This is a genomic window from Pararcticibacter amylolyticus (assembly GCF_003130405.1).
GTDB classification, from domain to species: Bacteria; Bacteroidota; Bacteroidia; order Sphingobacteriales; family Sphingobacteriaceae; genus Arcticibacter; species Arcticibacter amylolyticus.
In genome coordinates this window covers 50,424-67,366 of the sequence record NZ_QEAS01000015.1, presented here as the reverse complement: position 1 = coordinate 67,366, position 16,943 = coordinate 50,424, and the positions used below count along the sequence as shown (strand labels likewise).

Genomic DNA, 16,943 nt, shown 5'->3' with positions numbered 1-16,943 from the left:
CAGGATAAGGATAAAAAAGATCAGCAGGATAAAAATCAGAAGAACAAGAACGATCAGAATAAAGACCAGAACAAACAGAATCAGGATAAAAAGAATGACCAGCAAAACAAGCAGCAGCAACCCCGTCCTGACCAGCTTTCAAAGGAAGACGCAGAGAGAATGCTGGAAGCCCTCAATAACCAGGAACAAGGCACACAAGACAAACTGAAGGATAAAAAGTTTAAAGGTGCCCGGCGTCCGATATCGAAAGACTGGTAGCTTAACCGTGAAAAGACCATGATGGCCAGACATTATATACTTGCTTTTTTATTAATTATTAACGCCGGAGCTTTTGCCCAGGGAGTCAGGTTCACTGCCTCAGTCAGCAAAACGATAGCAGGCACCGGGGAGGAATTCGAGATTTCGTTTTCCGTCAACAGCAATGCCGACAATTTTACCCCTCCCGATTTCAGGGGCTTCCAGGTATTGGCCGGACCGAATGTTTCGTCGAGCATGACGTCCATCAATGGCAACATGTCATCCAGCACCTCCTATAGTTACTACCTGATGCCGGTAAAAGAAGGCACTTATACCATTGGGCCGGCGGCAATATCCGTTAACGGCCGCACCATCCGGTCAAACGCGGTACAGGTCAGGGTAGTAAAAGGGCGACCGGTTCCCCGGAGCGGACAACAGGCACAGGCAGCTCCCCCGGATGAGGATATCATCGAAAGCCGCCCGGCAAAATTGTCTAATTCAATTTTCCTCCGCACGGTTGCTGATAAAACAAATGTATTCCACGGACAACAGATCACAGTAAGTTATAAGCTCTATACCCGGGTATCGATTGTTGCGAGCCAGGTCGACAAGCTGCCCGACCTGAATGGCTTCTGGAGCGAAGATGTCAAAACTGATAACCAGAATGCAGAATGGACAACTGAGACCTATAAAGGACAGAAGTATCACGTTGCAACTGTGAAGAAAACTATCCTTTTTTCTGACCACGCAGGAAACCTGACTATCGACCCCCTGCAAATGACATTTGTGGTCAGGCAGGCAGCACCCGCCAGGACCCTCATGGACGAATTTTTCGGAACGTATGAGGATGTAAAATACAAGGTCAAAAGCCTTCCCTTAACCATCCACGTGAAACCTCTTCCGGAAGCAGGGAAACCACAGGATTTTACAGGAGCGGTAGGAAATTTCACCATAGCGGCCTCCGCTGATAAAAAAGAACTGAAAGCCAACGAAGCACTGAATTACAGCTTTAAGATCAGCGGATCCGGAAATCTGAAACTATTAAAAGCTCCCCTCATCAGCTTTCCGCCCGACTTCGAAAAATATGATCCCAAAATTACCGATGCTATTTCAGTTCAGGAATCTGGTGTCTCTGGCAGCAGAAGCTATAATTATTTGCTGATCCCCAGACATGAGGGTGACTACGCGATAGAAGCTCAGCACTTTTCTTATTTTAACCCCTCTACGGGAAAGTATGTTACGCTCAGTACCCCTTCTTTTCCGGTTAGGGTCAATAAAGGGAATCCTGCAGACAACCAGGTATACACTTCTTCGGATAAGCAAGACGTTAAGCTGTTAAATAAAGATATCCGGTACATTAAAACCGGCGATCCCGAACTCTATAAGGAAGGAGAAGAATTTTATGGTTCTTTCCTGTTCTATATACTCCTGCTCCTGGGGCCTCTCGCGTTTGCCGGCGCCCTCTGGTACAGAAACTGGCACCGGAAGAATAATGCTGATCCGGTACTCGTTAAAAGCAGGAAAGCCGCAAAACTAGCTGCAAAGCACCTGGCGAATGCCGAAAAACAGCTCACTGCCAATCGCGGCAAAGAATTTTACGAAGATATCTCAAGGGGGCTTTACGGTTATCTCAGCGACAAACTGAATATCCCGTCTGCCGACCTCAGTAAAGAGAGAATTGCGGCAGACTTGAGGTCTCAGAACGTGAATGATGAAACGATCGGTCAGCTGACCGAAACCCTCAGTCTGTGTGAAATGGCCCGCTTCGCACCCATCACCGGAATTTCAGCGAAGGAAGTATTTGAAAAAGCAAAAAGCACGATCTATGCAATTGAAAGTAACTTATAAAATAGCCCGAATCCTGTTTTTTCTGCTCTGCTTCTGGCAATTGTCTCCTGTGTTCGCAAATGACGACAGTGAACAACTTTTTGCCAGGGGCAATAACCTGTTCGCCAAAAGCAGGTACAAGGAAGCCGCAGACACCTGGTTAAAGATCGTTCAGGCCGGGCACCGTTCTGCTTCCCTCTACTACAATCTCGGTAACGCCTTCTACCGTACCGGGGATATTCCCTCTGCCCTCCTCTACTATGAGAAGGCTCATAAACTCGATCCGGGCGATGAAGACATCATCTTCAATATCCAGGTAGCAAATCTCAGGACTACCGATAAGATGGAAGCCGTTCCCGAATTCTTCATCTTCCGCTGGTGGCGCGGGTTTATCCTCCTCTTTTCCCTTAACACACTGGCGGTTTTAAGCATTATCTTCTTCATCCTCGGATGCAGCAGTCTTATATTCTACTTATTTGCCGGCTCAGTCTCTTTAAAGAAAGCGACCTTCTTTCCCGGCGTTTTCCTCTTGCTTTTTGCTTTCACCACCCTTTTTATGGCCAACCGTCAGGCCCATTACTTCTCACTGCAGCGTGAAGCCATTATCTTCAGCGGTTCTGTCACAGCGAAAAGTGAACCCGACGATGTCTCCAAAGCAGTATTTGTCATTCATAGCGGCTCGAAAGTAGATATCACGGGGAAAGAAGGCGACTGGATGAAGATCAGGCTCCCTAACGGCAATTCAGGCTGGATCAGAAGTTCTGCTGCCAGGGAAATATAGCCTCTGAAAATTTCTGCACGCAAAAATTCACTTTTCCTGTTGACGTTATCATTTTTTATCACTTACTTTGAAACACAAAGTTCTTTTATAAAAAACATAAAGATAAAATCTAATAGCCGCAAAGAGCACAGAAACTAAAATCAGCCTGATAAGGGCTCATTTTTTTAACCATTAACTTTGAATCACAAAGTACTTTAAGCAATATGACACCTCAAGATCCATCCTCGCTCTATAACAGCTTCAGAAGCTGGTTTGGAGAATCCGTCTTAATTAAACTGTTTCTTATCGGAGTACTGACACTAATCCTGTTAATCCCCTCCGTCGCCATCCAGGACCTCATCCGGGAACGCCAGGCACGCCAGGAAGAAGCCACAAGTGAAATATCCGATAAATGGTCAGGAAAACAGGAAGTAGCCGGTCCAGTTATGGTGCTGCCCTATAAAACAACAATAGGCACGCGCGATACTACCGGCAAAATGACTTACAGGGAAGCCATTACCAATATCTGTATCCTACCCGAGGTACTGAATATCAAAAGCAATGCCTCTCCCGAGGTACTTCACCGGGGAATATTTGATGCGGTAGTATATAACAGCACGGTCTCGTTCAGCGGCAAATTCGCGCCTCTCGAACTAAAAAAGTCGGGAATCAATCCGGCGATGATCCAGTGGGACAAAGCCAGGCTGGTAGTGGGCGTTTCCGATCTGAAAGGACTCAGAAGCAATCCCGCAATCCGGCTGGGTAAGCACACTTATGAAGTAGAACCAGATTTCTCTCCGCTGAAACTGTTTGACAACAACCTGATGATCATGCCCGGACTGCTCCCGGAAGAAGGCACCTCCCTGCCTTTCAGTTTCAACCTCAACCTGCGCGGAAGCAGTGCCCTGAGCTTTGTTCAGCTAGGCAAGACCACCACAGCGACCCTTTCCGGTAACTGGAACAATCCTAAGTTTATCGGCCGCACCCTTCCCGACAACCGGAATATTACATCCGGAACATTCAGGGCCAGCTGGAACCTGCCTTATTTCAGCAGACCTTTTCCTCAGCAATGGATCCAGGAGAACACGGCATCTAAAATCTTAAATGAAGAGGCAGCCTTCGGGGTAGAATTTATCCTGCCTGTCGACCAGTACCAGAAAACCATGCGCTCGGCCAAATACTCGATGCTGATCATCCTTTTGTCTTTTATAGCCCTGATCTTTACAGAGCTCCTGACAAAAAGAAAAGTTCATCTGCTTCAGTATATCCTGATCGGCGCCGCCATGATCATCTACTACACACTCCTTTTGTCGTTCAGCGAACGCTGGGGCTTCAGCATCGCCTACCTGATCGCTTCAATCGCCACAGTAACGCTGATCACCAGCTTCATCACAGCCCTTCTCAGGAATAAAAAAGCGTCGCTTGTTTTTGGAAGTATTCTGGCCGTCTTTTACAGCTTTATATATGTCATTATCCAGCTGCAGGATCTGGCACTTCTCTTCGGCAGCATAGGTTTATTTATCATCACCGCAGTACTCATGTATCTCTCAGCCAAAATAGACCTTTATAAAAGAAGTCTTCCTCAGGATGAAGCTGCGGTGTCATAAGTTAAGGTAAAGGCGGGGCTTAAAAAAGCCCCTGCCTGCTTAAAAATTGACAGTAGCACCGCCATCAACGGGCAATACCACACCTGTAATATATCTTCCGGCCTCCGAAGACAGGAACACCACAGCATTGCCGATATCTCCGGGATTTCCGAAGCAAGACATAGCGATCCTGTTCTCTATTTTTTCCTTCCTGGCAGGATCAGCGTTTACAGCATTCAGGAACATAGGCGATTCTATCCATCCCGGAGCAATTGTGTTTATCCGCACGTTATGCTTCGAAAACTCAGTCACCAGGTTGTTCATCAAACCGGTAAGGGCAGCCTTAGAAGTACCGTATGCAGATACCCTGTCGATACCGAAAATACCGGCCATAGAACCAATGAAAACGATCGAACCGCTTTTCCGTTCCGTCATATACCTGCCACATTCCCTCGACAGGGAGAATACCGACAGAAGATTGGTCTGCATAATACTTTCGAACTCGTCATCCGATGTCTCCAGGGCCATCTTCTTCAGATGAATCCCGGCATTGTTCACCAGGATATCAATTGCCCCGTATTCTGTGTTCACCCGGGACACGAATGCCGGAATGGCGGTTTTATCTGTGACATCCATCACCTCATACCCGGCGTTCCCTCCCAGCTCTTCCACCGCTTTCCTCAGCACCTCTTCCCTCCTGCCAGTGATCAGCACCCTCGCTCCTGCCTCAGCAAGAGCCTTACTGATCCCAAACCCGATCCCGGTACCTCCGCCAGTAACCAGCGCAACTTTATCTTTCAGAGAAAATGCTTCAAGTCCCATTTAAAATGCAATTTCAGTTAAACGATCGTCAATAAAATTAAAGCCCCATCCCGGTCCCTCGTGCGGATAAGCAAACCCATCCTTTATTACCATCGGATTGTCGATCAGCGGATCTATCCAGTCAAACGATTCTACCCCGATACCGTTAGGCACCGAACAAACCAGCGGCACATCATAATCCTTGTAATAATGCGGCAGCACCGGCACATGATAACTGCCGGCAAGCGCAGCACTATCACGCCATGCCTCTACACCACCTATCCGCAGCAAGTCGGGCTGCCAGATATCAATGGCCTTTCTTTCCAGTAACTGGCAAAGGGCAAGCGTATCATATTCCCTTTCACCCATTGCCAGCGAGATACCGGTCTGCTGCTTCAAAGCCTGGTAACTGTCAAAATCCTGGTGGTGCACCGGTTCCTCAAACCAGAATATATCAAGATCCCTTGCTGCCCTGGCCAGTTGTATAGCCGAAGGAAGTGTCATGCCCTGGTTGGCGTCCATCATAATGTTTACCTTATTACCCACCGCATTCCTGACAATCTTCAAACGTTCAACATCTGTGCGCCAGTCAGGCGATCCAACCTTAATCTTGACGGCCGGAAATCCCCTGCTCACGTAGTCAGAAACTTCAGCAACCAACTCATCAATGGTATAGGAGATCCAGCCGCCGCTTCCGTATATCGCACACTTGTCGCGGTTCGTACCAAACAGCTTTCCTACCGGCTGATTCAGATATTTACCCCATGCGTCCCACATAGCCACATTGATCGCCGCCTGCGCCCACCGGTTGATCCCGGTATTTCCGAAATACTCAGACACCCCGTCGAGCATGCTGAACACCTTGCCTGTCTCATTCACAGAATAGCCTTTTACCAAAGGCAGCAGGTCTTTAAAGGCGCCCTGTATCGCATTAGGAGAATACTGGAACGACAAAAGATAAGACTCTCCTACAATTCCGTTTTCAAGCTGCAGCCTCAATACCAGAAACGATATCTCATCCAGCGTATGTGTAGCATCCGCAATTGGTTTCTTTAACTGCGCAACAGCCTTGTATAATTTAAAATCCCTGATTTTTATTGAAGAACTCATGTTTCTTTTTTTCTTCAAATTAAAAGCAGATCACTTTTTAATTGCAGCCTTTTTTGGCTAATTTAACGCCAATTATTTCCCAAAATGAGAAAAAAAGTATTTGTACATCTCGAATCAGGAAGAGGATACAGCAGGGACCTTCTGAGAGGTATTTACGACTATAATAACCAGGTCAGCCAGTGGCAGATCATATTTGAACCGGCCTGGTTTCTCAAAACAAAGCCCGCCAGGAACGACTTAAGTATCATCAGGACAGTTAAGCCTGATGGCTGCATCCTCGAATTCGGAGACAATATCCCCGAACTCCGCGAACTGGGGATTCCCATCATTCAGGTTACTTCCGTTAATCATTTTGAAGACATCCCGTACGTAAAAGGGAATTACGACACAGACGGAGCACTGGCGGCCAGCTACTTCAGCAACAAAGGATTTAAAAACCTGGCATTCTTTGGTATCGAAAAACTGGAATGGTCTGTTGCACGGCTCAAAAGCTTCCAGAAACACGCACAGCAGTCAGGAGCACAATTTTTCTCCTACCTGCTTAAAGGAAACGAGAGCGACATCCTAACCCATAACTTCGGCGAACTTATCCGATGGTTAAGGAGTCTGCCCAGTCCTACGGGGATCCTGTGCTGCAACGACGACTTCGGGCAAATCCTCATTAATGCCTGCTCAATGGCCGAAATAAAGGTACCCTACGAAATCGCTGTACTGGGAATTGATAACGACGAACTGATCTGCAATATCACCTATCCTAACCTCTCCAGCATCTCCCGGAACCACCATCAAACCGCCGCCATCATTTGTTCCACGCTGGGCGATATGATGAACGGAGCAGAACCCCGGGAAAAAGTAATCCTGACGGAGGCTGCAGAAGTTGCAGAACGCTCTTCCACCGACACCATCGCAGCAGCAGATGAAGAGGTCGCCAGGGCTATAAACTTCATTTCCCGTAACACAGGGAGGCCAATAAATCCGGCCGACGTGATTGCGGAGACCTCCCTGTCGGCAAAAACCCTGAACAACCGGTTCAGAAAAGTAACCGGACATTCCATTCATGACGAAATCCAGCATAGAAAGCTCATCAGGTTCAAGCAATTGCTGAGAAATAATATGAGTATAAAAGAAATAGCCTTTGCATTAGGTTTTCCCGACCACAGTCATGTCAGCAGATGGTTTTCCAACCTCGAAGGGATTAGCCCCGTAGAGTGGAAAAAGAAATTCTCACCTGCCCTTTCTTCCGGCAATCATCATATGGGGACTAAAACTCAGTAGGTCTTCCCTGTCCTCTGTCAATTTCAAAAGCTCCAGCAGGCGCTGTTTTTTTTCAGGATTGTTCCAGCTCTGAAAGAAACTACCGTCCAGCCATGCCATCCCTTCCACTGCGAGAAGGGCTTCTGTTGAAAAGCCCGCCATTTCGAGCTCCGTCCTCAGTAAATCAGGCCGGTGGAAAAAGGCATCGGAAAGGATCCCGGGAAACTCGGCCGGAGGATGATGAATCCCGGTAATGAGCTCTTCCCTGCACATATTGAAAATACTATCATGATGGATCAGACCATTGCCAAGAGCGGCAACCGTCGATGCGGCAGAGGTAATGGCAAAGCCCAGCACCACACCGCCCTTTCTAAGTACCCGGTGTGCCTCATTTAGTGCAGCAATCCGGTCTTTTTGTTGCTGCAGATGGTACAGGGGTCCGTGCAGGATCACCATATCAGCCGATCCGTCCGCGAACGGCAACTTGCGCGCCTCTCCCAGGATACATTCAAACGGCTTCTTCGCATTACGCGAACGCTTCTGAGCTAGTTTAATATGCTTGGTTACCGGATCAACCAGGGAAACCCGGTGCCCCACAGACGCCAGCCATTCCGAGTAATGCCCTGTGCCGCCTCCCACATCGAATATATCTGCCCGCTTCTGAATAAAAAAGCGGGAAATGAGGTCCCTATTCCTCTCAAATTCAAGTGGCCCGACTCCCTGGGTTAAACGCGTATCCTCAGAGCTTTTAGCATAAAAATCAGAAATGCTGGAATCTATCAAATTCATAAAGCCCCGAAGATAAGGAAACAAACGGCCCTGTTCAAAATGATATTTGCGACTTTTGTACCGATCATTTACCTTCGGAGCCCATACATATAATACACATGAAAATAGAGCATTTAGCCATCTGGGTCGGAGACCTTGAAAAGATGAGGAATTTTTACGAAAAGTACTTTCAGGCGAAAGCAGGAGAACAGTATCATAATCCAGTCAAACAATTTAAGTCCTACTTCCTCGCATTTCCGGGCGGAAGCACCCGGATTGAGCTGATGCAAAAGCCCGGCATCGACAATTCAGGAACAGCGCGCGGGTTCAGTCAGGGCATCGCTCACATGGCTTTTTTAGTTAGCAGCAAAGAAGAGGTCAGGCAACAAACCGAACGGTTGCGCGCAGAAGGATACCAGGTGGTAAGCGAACCCCGGCTTACAGGAGATGGATATTACGAAAGTGCCATTCTGGATCCTGAAGGAAACTATATTGAGATCTGCAGCGAATAAACTTTTCAGCGAAAATATTTCCCGTAACCCTTATCAATTTTTCGGCGTATAAGATCGCATAGAGAGCAACTAAGTTGTTCTCTTAAAACATCTTATAACATGAAACAACGAAACTACTCTTCACCATAAGTATCCGATAGCCCCCAACTGGCGCTTCTTCACAATACCCCACCGGCAATAAATTAATTCTCATATGACTAATGTTTATTTCTCACTTAAAAACTGGCTTGTAATGTCGATCATTATAAGTATAGGATTTACTTCATGTAAGAAAGAAGATTCTGGCGAACCGGGACAACGAGGACAGCAAGGCATCAGCGGAATCGCAGGGCTCAACGGGAAAACCGTTCTATCTGGCCTCACAGCCCCCTTAGCGAGCGCCGGAGCAACGGGTGATTTCTATCTGAATACAAACACCTCTGAATTATACGGCCCTAAAACGGCACGGGGCTGGGGTGCTCCGGTTATTCTGATCGGCGCCAAAGGAGAACCCGGAACTCCTGGAACGGATGGAACAAATGGTCAGAACGGTACCAACGGGCAAAATGGACAGAACGGTACCAATGGCCTCGACGGAAAGAATGGGACAACGATTCTTAGTGGCACAGGAACCCCATCAGTGACGACAGGCAATACCGGCGATTATTTTATCAATCTCACTTCTGCTCTTGTGTTCGGGCCAAAGACCGCTAACGGATGGGGCAACGGAGTAAGTTTATTCATTACGAACACTGAATACGGAGTCAAAACATTACATTATATTACCCTTCGGCTGCAGAATATAGTAACGTCTGCAGAAACCGGTATCACAACCGGCACCATCAACATTGGTCTGCCAGGCCTTACAGGAACTCCATATGAAGACGGAACAGTCCTGATCTATTTCCGGGACAGCTATGATCCCGAAAGCGTGTGGAGATTGGCATTTGTACAGGCACAGGATCTTTGGCAGGGAACAACCCGGGTCTATGCCAATCAGGCAAAGTCAACCAACTCTAACCTGGTAATACAAGGAACTTCTTCAGAAAGCACTGCAGAATCTGACCTTACGGCCATCGCTGTAGATGTTAAAATAGTGATGATTCCGGCATCCGGCGTTCCTCCATCGATGTAAGAATAAAGAGAAATGAATAAGTAACCAATGAAATATAATGATATGAACATTTTTTCATCGTCTATAAAAAAGACATATCTTCTGTGTTTCGTCCTGATATCTCTCGTCGCAGTATCCTGTCAAAAGGGGGCACAGGGAGAATTAGGCACCACAGGAGACCAGGGGATTCAGGGAGTAAACGGGCTGGACGGCAAAGTAGTCTACTCGGGCCCTGTTGCACCATCTGCGGAAACCGGTGCAAACGGAGACTTGTACATCAATACATCCAGCTCAGAAATATACGGTCCTAAAACAGCCGAAGGCTGGGGAACACCTTTCAGCCTGAAAGGCCTGAAAGGCGAAAAAGGGCCAAACGGCATCAATGGACAAAACGGAACAAATGGCCGCGACGGCATCAACGGTTCCAACGGGAAAGACGGAAAAGATGGTACAAACGGGAAAGACGGTTCTGCATTGCTAAGTGGGATGGATGCTCCGCAAGCATTTATAGGGAAACCAGGGGATTTTTATATTGACAAATCGCGGTCAGCCATTTACGGTCCCAGGACCGAAAGCGGTTGGGGAGCAGGGCTCAGCATCAGCTCGTCGGGTTCAGAATCTGGCATTAAAACCATTTTCATCACAGGTTTAACTTTCTCAGTCGCCCCCTCAGCACCTCCGCTGCTTAGCACAGGCGAAATTGTTGTGGTTCCCGGAGGTGATTATGCATCGGTGTTCGAAGCAGGAAGTGTGAAAATATACTTTAAACTAGGACAGCAGGAAGATTCCGGATGGCACGATGCCGATTTTTCGGGCCAGACATATTATTACACTCCCACCTCGGAAATATTTATATATCGTGATCTTAAGTCCTCTACCCGCACCTCATTTAAAATGGTAGGAGAAGCGAGGGTAGCTGATGATCTCGCCAGAAGTACGATAGACATTAAAGTTGTATTAATTCCGGCAGCAAAACTCAATTAAAGAACATCTCAATTACCCTGAAACGTTGCTATATAATTATGAAAACATTTTACTTCCCATTTAAAACGTACAGCCTGTCACTGCTCGTGATGTGTTTGGTCTTTATATCCTGCAAAGAAGCTGAGAACGGCGAACCAGGCGACAAAGGAATGCCGGGAATACAGGGTATCGCCGGGCTGGATGGCAATTCAATCCTGAGCGGTATAACAGTTCCGCAGGCAAGTACCGGAATAGAAGGCGACTTCTACCTGAATCTTAGTACAACCGAATTCTACGGTCCTAAATCCTCTTCAGGATGGGGACAGCCCCTTACGCTGCGCGGTGTTACAGGGGATAGAGGCCAGGATGGAACAGATGGCGTAGACGGAGCTGATGGAACAGATGGTAGCAATGGGACAGATGGCCGCGACGGCGTAAATGGTAAGGACGGCGCCATCATTCTGAGTGGGAGCGCTGCGCCCGCAACCAGTCAGGGAAAAGAAGGCGACTTCTTTATCGATATAGTAAGTGCTCAATTTTACGGGCCTAAAAGCTCTTTTGGATGGGGACCAGGTATCAACCTCACTAAATCCTCCTTTGCAAACAAGGTGATCTTTATGACAAACTGCCGTTTTTCAGTTCCAGCAAACAGCACACGGGGAATCAGTACTTACTACTTCAATGGCTATTACACGCAAGCCTATGATCAGGGAGGAATTTTGGTCTATATCCGGGAAACAAATGATCCATCCGGAAAATGGTATAATGCTTTCGATAAGTCTAATGATCTTCTGATCACAAATCCTTTCGGATCTGTTAAAATATACGGAGATGCGGCAAACAGCGGCAAATTAGGTTTGACTTTTGTCGCATGGACACAAAGCGGACAGACACAAGCAGTTACCGAATGCAGGTTTGACCAAAAAATCATACTGCTGCTTCCTAATACCCTCTCTATGATGAAAGCAGCCAATGTCAATAGTAATAATATGGCCGAAGTTGAGAAATTTCTGAAAAGAACTTCCCTAAAGTAGATCATCAAAACAATTCGCGGCTATTTTAAAATTGTTTAACAAAAAATTAAAACAAGTATAAATACGTATCTGTTATAAAGGTCGTATAAGTTGGATCATACCGAAACGATCCACAATCAAAGATTCTAGCTGCGTCGCCCATCGGCGCAGTTTTTTTTTTTGCCCCAATCCTGACAGGTATTAATACCTGCTCTCAGATATCTATCGCATAATTTTAAACCGGATTGTAAATACTAAAAATATTAGCATATTTTTGTATTCACAATCGATAGTATCATGCAGACAGAGCGGCAGATCATTCACATGGACCAGGATGCTTTTTTCGTATCGGTAGAAACACGGAAAGATCCCTCACTGGCTGGAAAGCCGGTTATCATTGGCGGCACCTCAGACCGCGGAGTGGTAGCCTCCTGTAGTTACGAAGCCCGGAAATATGGGATCCATTCAGCCATGTCATCCCGGATGGCCAGGATGCTGTGCCCTCACGCCATGTTTATCCGCGGAAATATGGACGAGTATTCCAAAGCATCGCACGAAATTACCGACATTCTCCGTCAGCATGTCCCGCTCATTGAAAAGGCCTCTATCGACGAACACTATATTGACATGACCGGCATGGACCGGTTCCATCACACACAGCTCTACGCACACGAATTACGTAAAAAGGTCATAAAAGAAACCGGCCTTCCCATCTCCTTCGGGCTGTCGGTCAACAAGACCGTATCCAAAATGTGCACCAATGAGTGCAAGCCCAATGGCGAGCTCAACGTGCGGCAGCCGGAAGTCCGCAACTTCCTGGATCCGCTTTCCATAAAAAAGATTCCCGGCCTCGGAGAAAAAACCTTTATGAAGCTCAGTGACATGGGGGTGCGGAAGATTCGCACCCTCTCCCAAATGCACCCGGATCAGATGAATACCGTATTAGGTAAAAACGGACTCGTCCTCCTTCAGAAAGCAAAAGGAATAGATATATCACCCGTTATCCCCTATCATGAACAAAAAAGCATCGGGACCCAAAGTACGTTCAAGACCGACACCATTGATGTAGCCTCTATCCATACCCTGCTGACGGCTATGGTCACCGGGATTGCCTACGAGCTAAGGCAAAAACGGAAGCTCGCCGCCTGCATAACCGTCACCGTCAGGTATTCCAATTTTGAAGACGTCACCAAACAGGCCGTCATTCCCTATACATCCCTCGACAGCGTCCTCATTCATAAAGCAAAAGAGCTGTTCAACCAGGTATACCAAAAGCGTATGCTCATCCGCCTTGTCGGCGTACGGCTGTCCAACCTCGTCAGCGGCTTCGAGCAGATCGACCTTTACAGCGACTCGCGTGAACAATACAGCCTGTACCAGGCGATGGACAAGATCCGGTCCCGGTTTGGCGAACAGGCCATTTCTCTGGCGTCAACAATGAATATCAACCTGTAAACACCATGTATCTCAACGTTCATTCCTGGTATAGCCTGCGCTACGGAACCATGCCGGTAGACAAACTCATTGAAGAAGCCTGTGCCAGGGGCATTACCCGCATGGTACTCACCGACATCAACAACTCCACAGGTGTCATGGAATTTATCCGGAAATGCCGGAAAACAGGCGCTTTATCCCCCATCGGCGGCATGGAGTTTCGGCACGACAAGAAACTGCTCTATATCGGCATCGCACAAAATAAAGAAGGAATGAAAGAGCTCAATGAGTTCCTGACAGAGCACAACCTTCAGAAAAAAGATTTACCTGCCCGTCCCCCTCAATTTAATCATGCCTTTGTCGTCTACCCCTTCAGCCAGGTTAACACAGAGCTAAGGCAGAATGAATTCCTGGGCATCCGGAGTACCCAACTGCATCACCTTTATAAGAAAGACATTTCTCTCATTAAAGACAAATTAGTTGTCCTTCAACCCGTCTTCATTTCCGGCCGCATAGAATACCGCCTCCATGAATACTTAAGGGGAATTGACCTGAACACGGTACTGACTAAAGTGGACGATGACGATAAATGCCTTGAGACAGACCAGTTCCTGGCGCCAGGGGAACTGGAAGCGAAGTTTTCTGAGTACCCCTTCATTATCGGAAACACACACAAATTATTGGATCAGTGCCACATGGACTACCCTGAAGGACGTGTAAGGCTGAACAGGAAAACCTTCACCGGCAACCGTGAGACAGACAGAATACAGCTTGAAAAACTCGCGCAGGAGGGCTTGCTTTACCGCTATGGACCAGATAACAAAGAAGCGCAGAAAAGACTGGAACATGAACTGCAGGTCATTAACGATCTCAGTTTCTGCTCTTATTTTCTCATCACGCATGATATCATCCGTTATTCTATGTCAAAAGGCTATTATCATGTAGGCCGGGGTTCGGGCGCCAACAGCCTCGTCGCTTATTGCCTGCGCATCACGGATGTCGACCCGATTAGCCTCGACCTGTATTTTGAGCGGTTTCTAAACGAGCAGCGCACATCCGCGCCCGACTTTGATCTTGATTTCTCCTGGGACGAACGCGATGACATCCAGGAATATATCTTTAAAAAGTATGGCAGCACCCATACGGCATTGCTCGGAACCATCACCACGTTCCGCGACCGGTCGGTCATCCGGGAGATCGGCAAAGTAATGGGCCTGCCCAAAGCAGAGATCGACAGCTTCACTGACCGTACCAAAGAACTGGAAAACCGCGATAACGCGACCTATAAAAAGATCATGACCATCCATGGGATTATGAGCGATATGCCCAACCAGCGAAGCATCCATGCCGGAGGCATCCTGATATCCGAAGAACCTATCACCTATTATACCGCCCTTGACCTTCCTCCAAAAGGATTGCCTGTGGTTCAATGGGACATGTACGAAGCCGAAGAGGTGGGCTACGATAAGTACGACATCCTCAGCCAGCGCGGAATCGGTCATATAAAACAGGCCGTCCGTCTCATAGAAGAAAACCAGCAGCAAAAGATCGACATTCACCAGGTACGCGGGTTTATGAATGACCGGCGCCTTAACGAACGGCTGAAAACGGGTGATACCACGGGCTGCTTCTATATCGAATCGCCCGCCATGCGCCAGCTTCTCAGCAAACTCCGATGCGACAATTACCCTGTGCTGGTGGCCGCCAGCTCCATCGTCAGACCCGGGGTAGCCTCTTCCGGTATGATGACCACCTATATTCGCTTCCATCATCACCCCGAAGAAGTCAGATATCTTCACCCCGTAATGGAAGAACAGCTGAAAGAAACCTATGGAGTGATGGTATACCAGGAAGATGTGATGAAAGTATGCATCCATTTTGCTGGCATGGACGGATCAGACGCCGATACCCTCCGCCGCGGCATGAGCGGCAAATACCGCTCCCGGCTGGAATTCGACCGGCTGACAGACCGCTTTTTCGAAGGCGCCCGCCGCCTCGGCAGGCCCGAAGAAACCATCAGGGAAGTATGGCGCCAGGTAAGCAGCTTCGCAGGATACAGCTTCAACAAAGCTCATTCAGCGAGTTTCGCCGTCGAAAGCTACCAGAGCCTGTATTTAAAAACGTACTATCCCATCGAATTCATGGTGGCTGTGCTCAACAACTACGGAGGCTTCTACACCCGCTGGCTATATGTCCACGAACTCCACAATGCCGGGGCAAAGGTTCATCTTCCCTGTGTGAACCATAGTGACAGCGCCGTCAACGTGAAAGGAACAGATTGCTGGCTCGGGTTTATCGGGATCCAGGGACTGGAAAACAAACTTATCCAGCTTATTCCAAAAGAACGGGATCAGCACGGCACCTATCTCAGCCTCGAAAACTTTGTAAAACGCACCGCCATCAGCCTGGAACAGGCCATCATCCTGATACGCCTGGGAGCTCTCCGTTTCACGGGAAAAAACAAAAAACAGCTGCTTTGGGAGGTCCACACGCTGCTGGGCAACAAAGTAAAGCCGGTGAACGCAGCGGAACTGTTCCAAATAGATAAGAAACAGTACCAGCTGCCCGAACTCACCGTCAGCCCCCTGGAAGATGCCTATCACGAACTCGAACTTCTCGGATATCCGCTTTCTCTATCCATGTTCGGTATGCTGAAAACCAGCTTCAGGGGAAACGTGATGGCCCGGCAAATGAACAAACATGTGGGCGCAATAGTACGAATGGTAGGACTTTACGTTTGCGAAAAAACCGTATACACGAAGAACAATAAAAAAATGTGGTTCGGCACCTTTCTGGATGCCCGGGGCGATTTCTTCGACACCGTACACTTCCCCGATTCCACACCCTCCTATCCTTTCCGTGGGGCGGGCTGCTACCTGGTAGAAGGAAAAATAGTAGAAGACTTTGGTTATCCGGGTCTCGAAGTAAGGCGGTTTGCCAAGCTGGAGATCAAAAGCAATCCCGTGATGGATTAGGCCAGCCCCCCGTTATCCCCCTTATTTCCCAACCGCCTTCCCCTTCAGGCTGCGTAAACTAAAGGTAATGCTGTCGGCTTCCATAAGTTGCTCATCCGCTTTCTGTTTTTCTGCTGAAGCATCTCCCCTGGCTGATTTATCATCAGGCATCTGCTGAAAAGACATTTTTGCTTTACCCCGGTATTTCCCGGCACCAGCGTCAATTTGCTCCCCTTTTCCGGAAACGACAAGCTTATTCCGATCAATTACCTTACATCAGCCACGAAATTAACGCCACTTAAAAACCTAACAGGATTGCCGCATCCGCGGTATTTTGATGCGATGGTTTATAACCGTTGCTTAAAGTGTTCAGGGTTTCTGTGCTGATGTACTATAGCTATTATTACAATCTGCTTTAACGAGTCGTTCACATAAAATGTACTGCATAAGGAAATATTGGTGTGTAGGCTACACGAACATGCTTATAACGAGGTTGATATATCAATGGAGTCTCTTGAAGCCTTAGGATAGTCTCTTTGACACTTGAGGCAAACCTCTTTTCCAAACCGGTCTGCGTTTTCCGATACCATTCTTTAGCATCTCTAATGTCAAATCTGACTTCATCATAATA

At 47.7% G+C, this 16,943-nt stretch carries 14 protein-coding genes and 1 pseudogene; 11 read left to right on the top strand and 4 right to left on the bottom strand.

Annotated features, from left to right (window positions below; translation table 11 throughout):
* From DDR33_RS26735 to creD, 4 genes and pseudogenes are all read left to right on the top strand, one after another.
* Positions 1 to 258, top strand: a pseudogene (locus tag DDR33_RS26735) (tetratricopeptide repeat protein); the annotation flags it as partial.
* A gap of 18 nt (positions 259 to 276) precedes the next feature.
* Complete coding sequence (locus DDR33_RS17560; protein WP_109417114.1) at positions 277 to 2,085, top strand: BatD family protein; 1,809 nt, start codon at positions 277 to 279, stop codon at positions 2,083 to 2,085.
* A complete protein-coding gene (locus DDR33_RS17555; RefSeq protein ID WP_109417113.1) occupies positions 2,063 to 2,845 on the top strand; it encodes a tetratricopeptide repeat protein in 783 nt (260 codons plus the stop codon). The genes DDR33_RS17560 and DDR33_RS17555 overlap by 23 nt, the downstream gene beginning before the upstream one ends.
* A 203-nt stretch (positions 2,846 to 3,048) precedes the next feature.
* Positions 3,049 to 4,431 (top strand): cell envelope integrity protein CreD, encoded by a 1,383-nt coding sequence (gene creD, locus DDR33_RS17550; protein WP_109417112.1) that lies wholly within the window; start codon positions 3,049 to 3,051, stop codon positions 4,429 to 4,431.
* Between the two features lie 39 nt (positions 4,432 to 4,470).
* On the opposite strand, the gene DDR33_RS17545 is transcribed toward creD, so the two are convergent.
* Complete coding sequence (locus tag DDR33_RS17545) at positions 4,471 to 5,232, bottom strand: SDR family NAD(P)-dependent oxidoreductase (RefSeq protein WP_109417111.1); 762 nt, start codon at positions 5,230 to 5,232, stop codon at positions 4,471 to 4,473.
* Positions 5,233 to 6,321, bottom strand: coding sequence for a mandelate racemase/muconate lactonizing enzyme family protein (locus DDR33_RS17540; RefSeq protein WP_109417110.1), 1,089 nt, complete (start codon positions 6,319 to 6,321; stop codon positions 5,233 to 5,235). It abuts the gene before it with no gap.
* Between the two features lie 84 nt (positions 6,322 to 6,405).
* On the opposite strand from DDR33_RS17540, the gene DDR33_RS17535 reads away from it, so the two are divergent.
* Positions 6,406 to 7,596, top strand: a complete 1,191-nt coding sequence (locus tag DDR33_RS17535; RefSeq protein WP_109417109.1) for a DNA-binding transcriptional regulator — start codon at positions 6,406 to 6,408, stop codon at positions 7,594 to 7,596.
* On the opposite strand, the gene DDR33_RS17530 is transcribed toward DDR33_RS17535, so the two are convergent.
* Positions 7,546 to 8,364 carry a class I SAM-dependent methyltransferase gene (locus tag DDR33_RS17530; RefSeq protein ID WP_109417108.1) on the bottom strand — a complete coding sequence of 273 codons (819 nt, stop codon included), beginning with the start codon at positions 8,362 to 8,364 and terminating at the stop codon, positions 7,546 to 7,548. The two genes, DDR33_RS17535 and DDR33_RS17530, sit on opposite strands and share 51 nt — an antisense overlap.
* Positions 8,365 to 8,462: 98 nt before the next feature.
* On the opposite strand from DDR33_RS17530, the gene DDR33_RS17525 reads away from it, so the two are divergent.
* From DDR33_RS17525 to DDR33_RS17500, 6 genes are all read left to right on the top strand, one after another.
* The gene (locus DDR33_RS17525; protein ID WP_109417107.1) at positions 8,463 to 8,855 is read left to right on the top strand and encodes a VOC family protein; all 393 of its coding nucleotides are present in this window, start codon (positions 8,463 to 8,465) and stop codon (positions 8,853 to 8,855) included.
* Positions 8,856 to 9,048: 193 nt separating this feature from the next.
* Positions 9,049 to 9,969 carry a collagen-like domain-containing protein gene (locus DDR33_RS17520; protein WP_109417106.1) on the top strand — a complete coding sequence of 307 codons (921 nt, stop codon included), beginning with the start codon at positions 9,049 to 9,051 and terminating at the stop codon, positions 9,967 to 9,969.
* Positions 9,970 to 10,011: 42 nt separating this feature from the next.
* Positions 10,012 to 10,932: a collagen-like domain-containing protein gene (locus tag DDR33_RS17515; protein WP_158280791.1), complete on the top strand. Its 921-nt coding sequence runs from the start codon at positions 10,012 to 10,014 to the stop codon at positions 10,930 to 10,932.
* Positions 10,933 to 10,970: 38 nt separating this feature from the next.
* Entirely contained in the window at positions 10,971 to 11,945 is a 975-nt protein-coding gene (locus DDR33_RS25935) for a collagen-like domain-containing protein (RefSeq protein WP_158280790.1), read from the top strand.
* Positions 11,946 to 12,221: 276 nt separating this feature from the next.
* On the top strand, positions 12,222 to 13,379 hold the full coding sequence (gene dinB, locus DDR33_RS17505; protein ID WP_109417103.1) for a DNA polymerase IV: 1,158 nt from the start codon (positions 12,222 to 12,224) through the stop codon (positions 13,377 to 13,379).
* Positions 13,380 to 13,384: 5 nt separating this feature from the next.
* Positions 13,385 to 16,333: a DNA polymerase III subunit alpha gene (locus tag DDR33_RS17500; protein WP_109417102.1), complete on the top strand. Its 2,949-nt coding sequence runs from the start codon at positions 13,385 to 13,387 to the stop codon at positions 16,331 to 16,333.
* 21 nt (positions 16,334 to 16,354) lie between these two features.
* Here the strand turns inward: DDR33_RS17500 and DDR33_RS25930 are convergent, their stop codons facing one another.
* Positions 16,355 to 16,498: a hypothetical protein gene (locus DDR33_RS25930; RefSeq protein ID WP_158280789.1), complete on the bottom strand. Its 144-nt coding sequence runs from the start codon at positions 16,496 to 16,498 to the stop codon at positions 16,355 to 16,357.
* Positions 16,499 to 16,943: the final 445 nt, after the last annotated feature.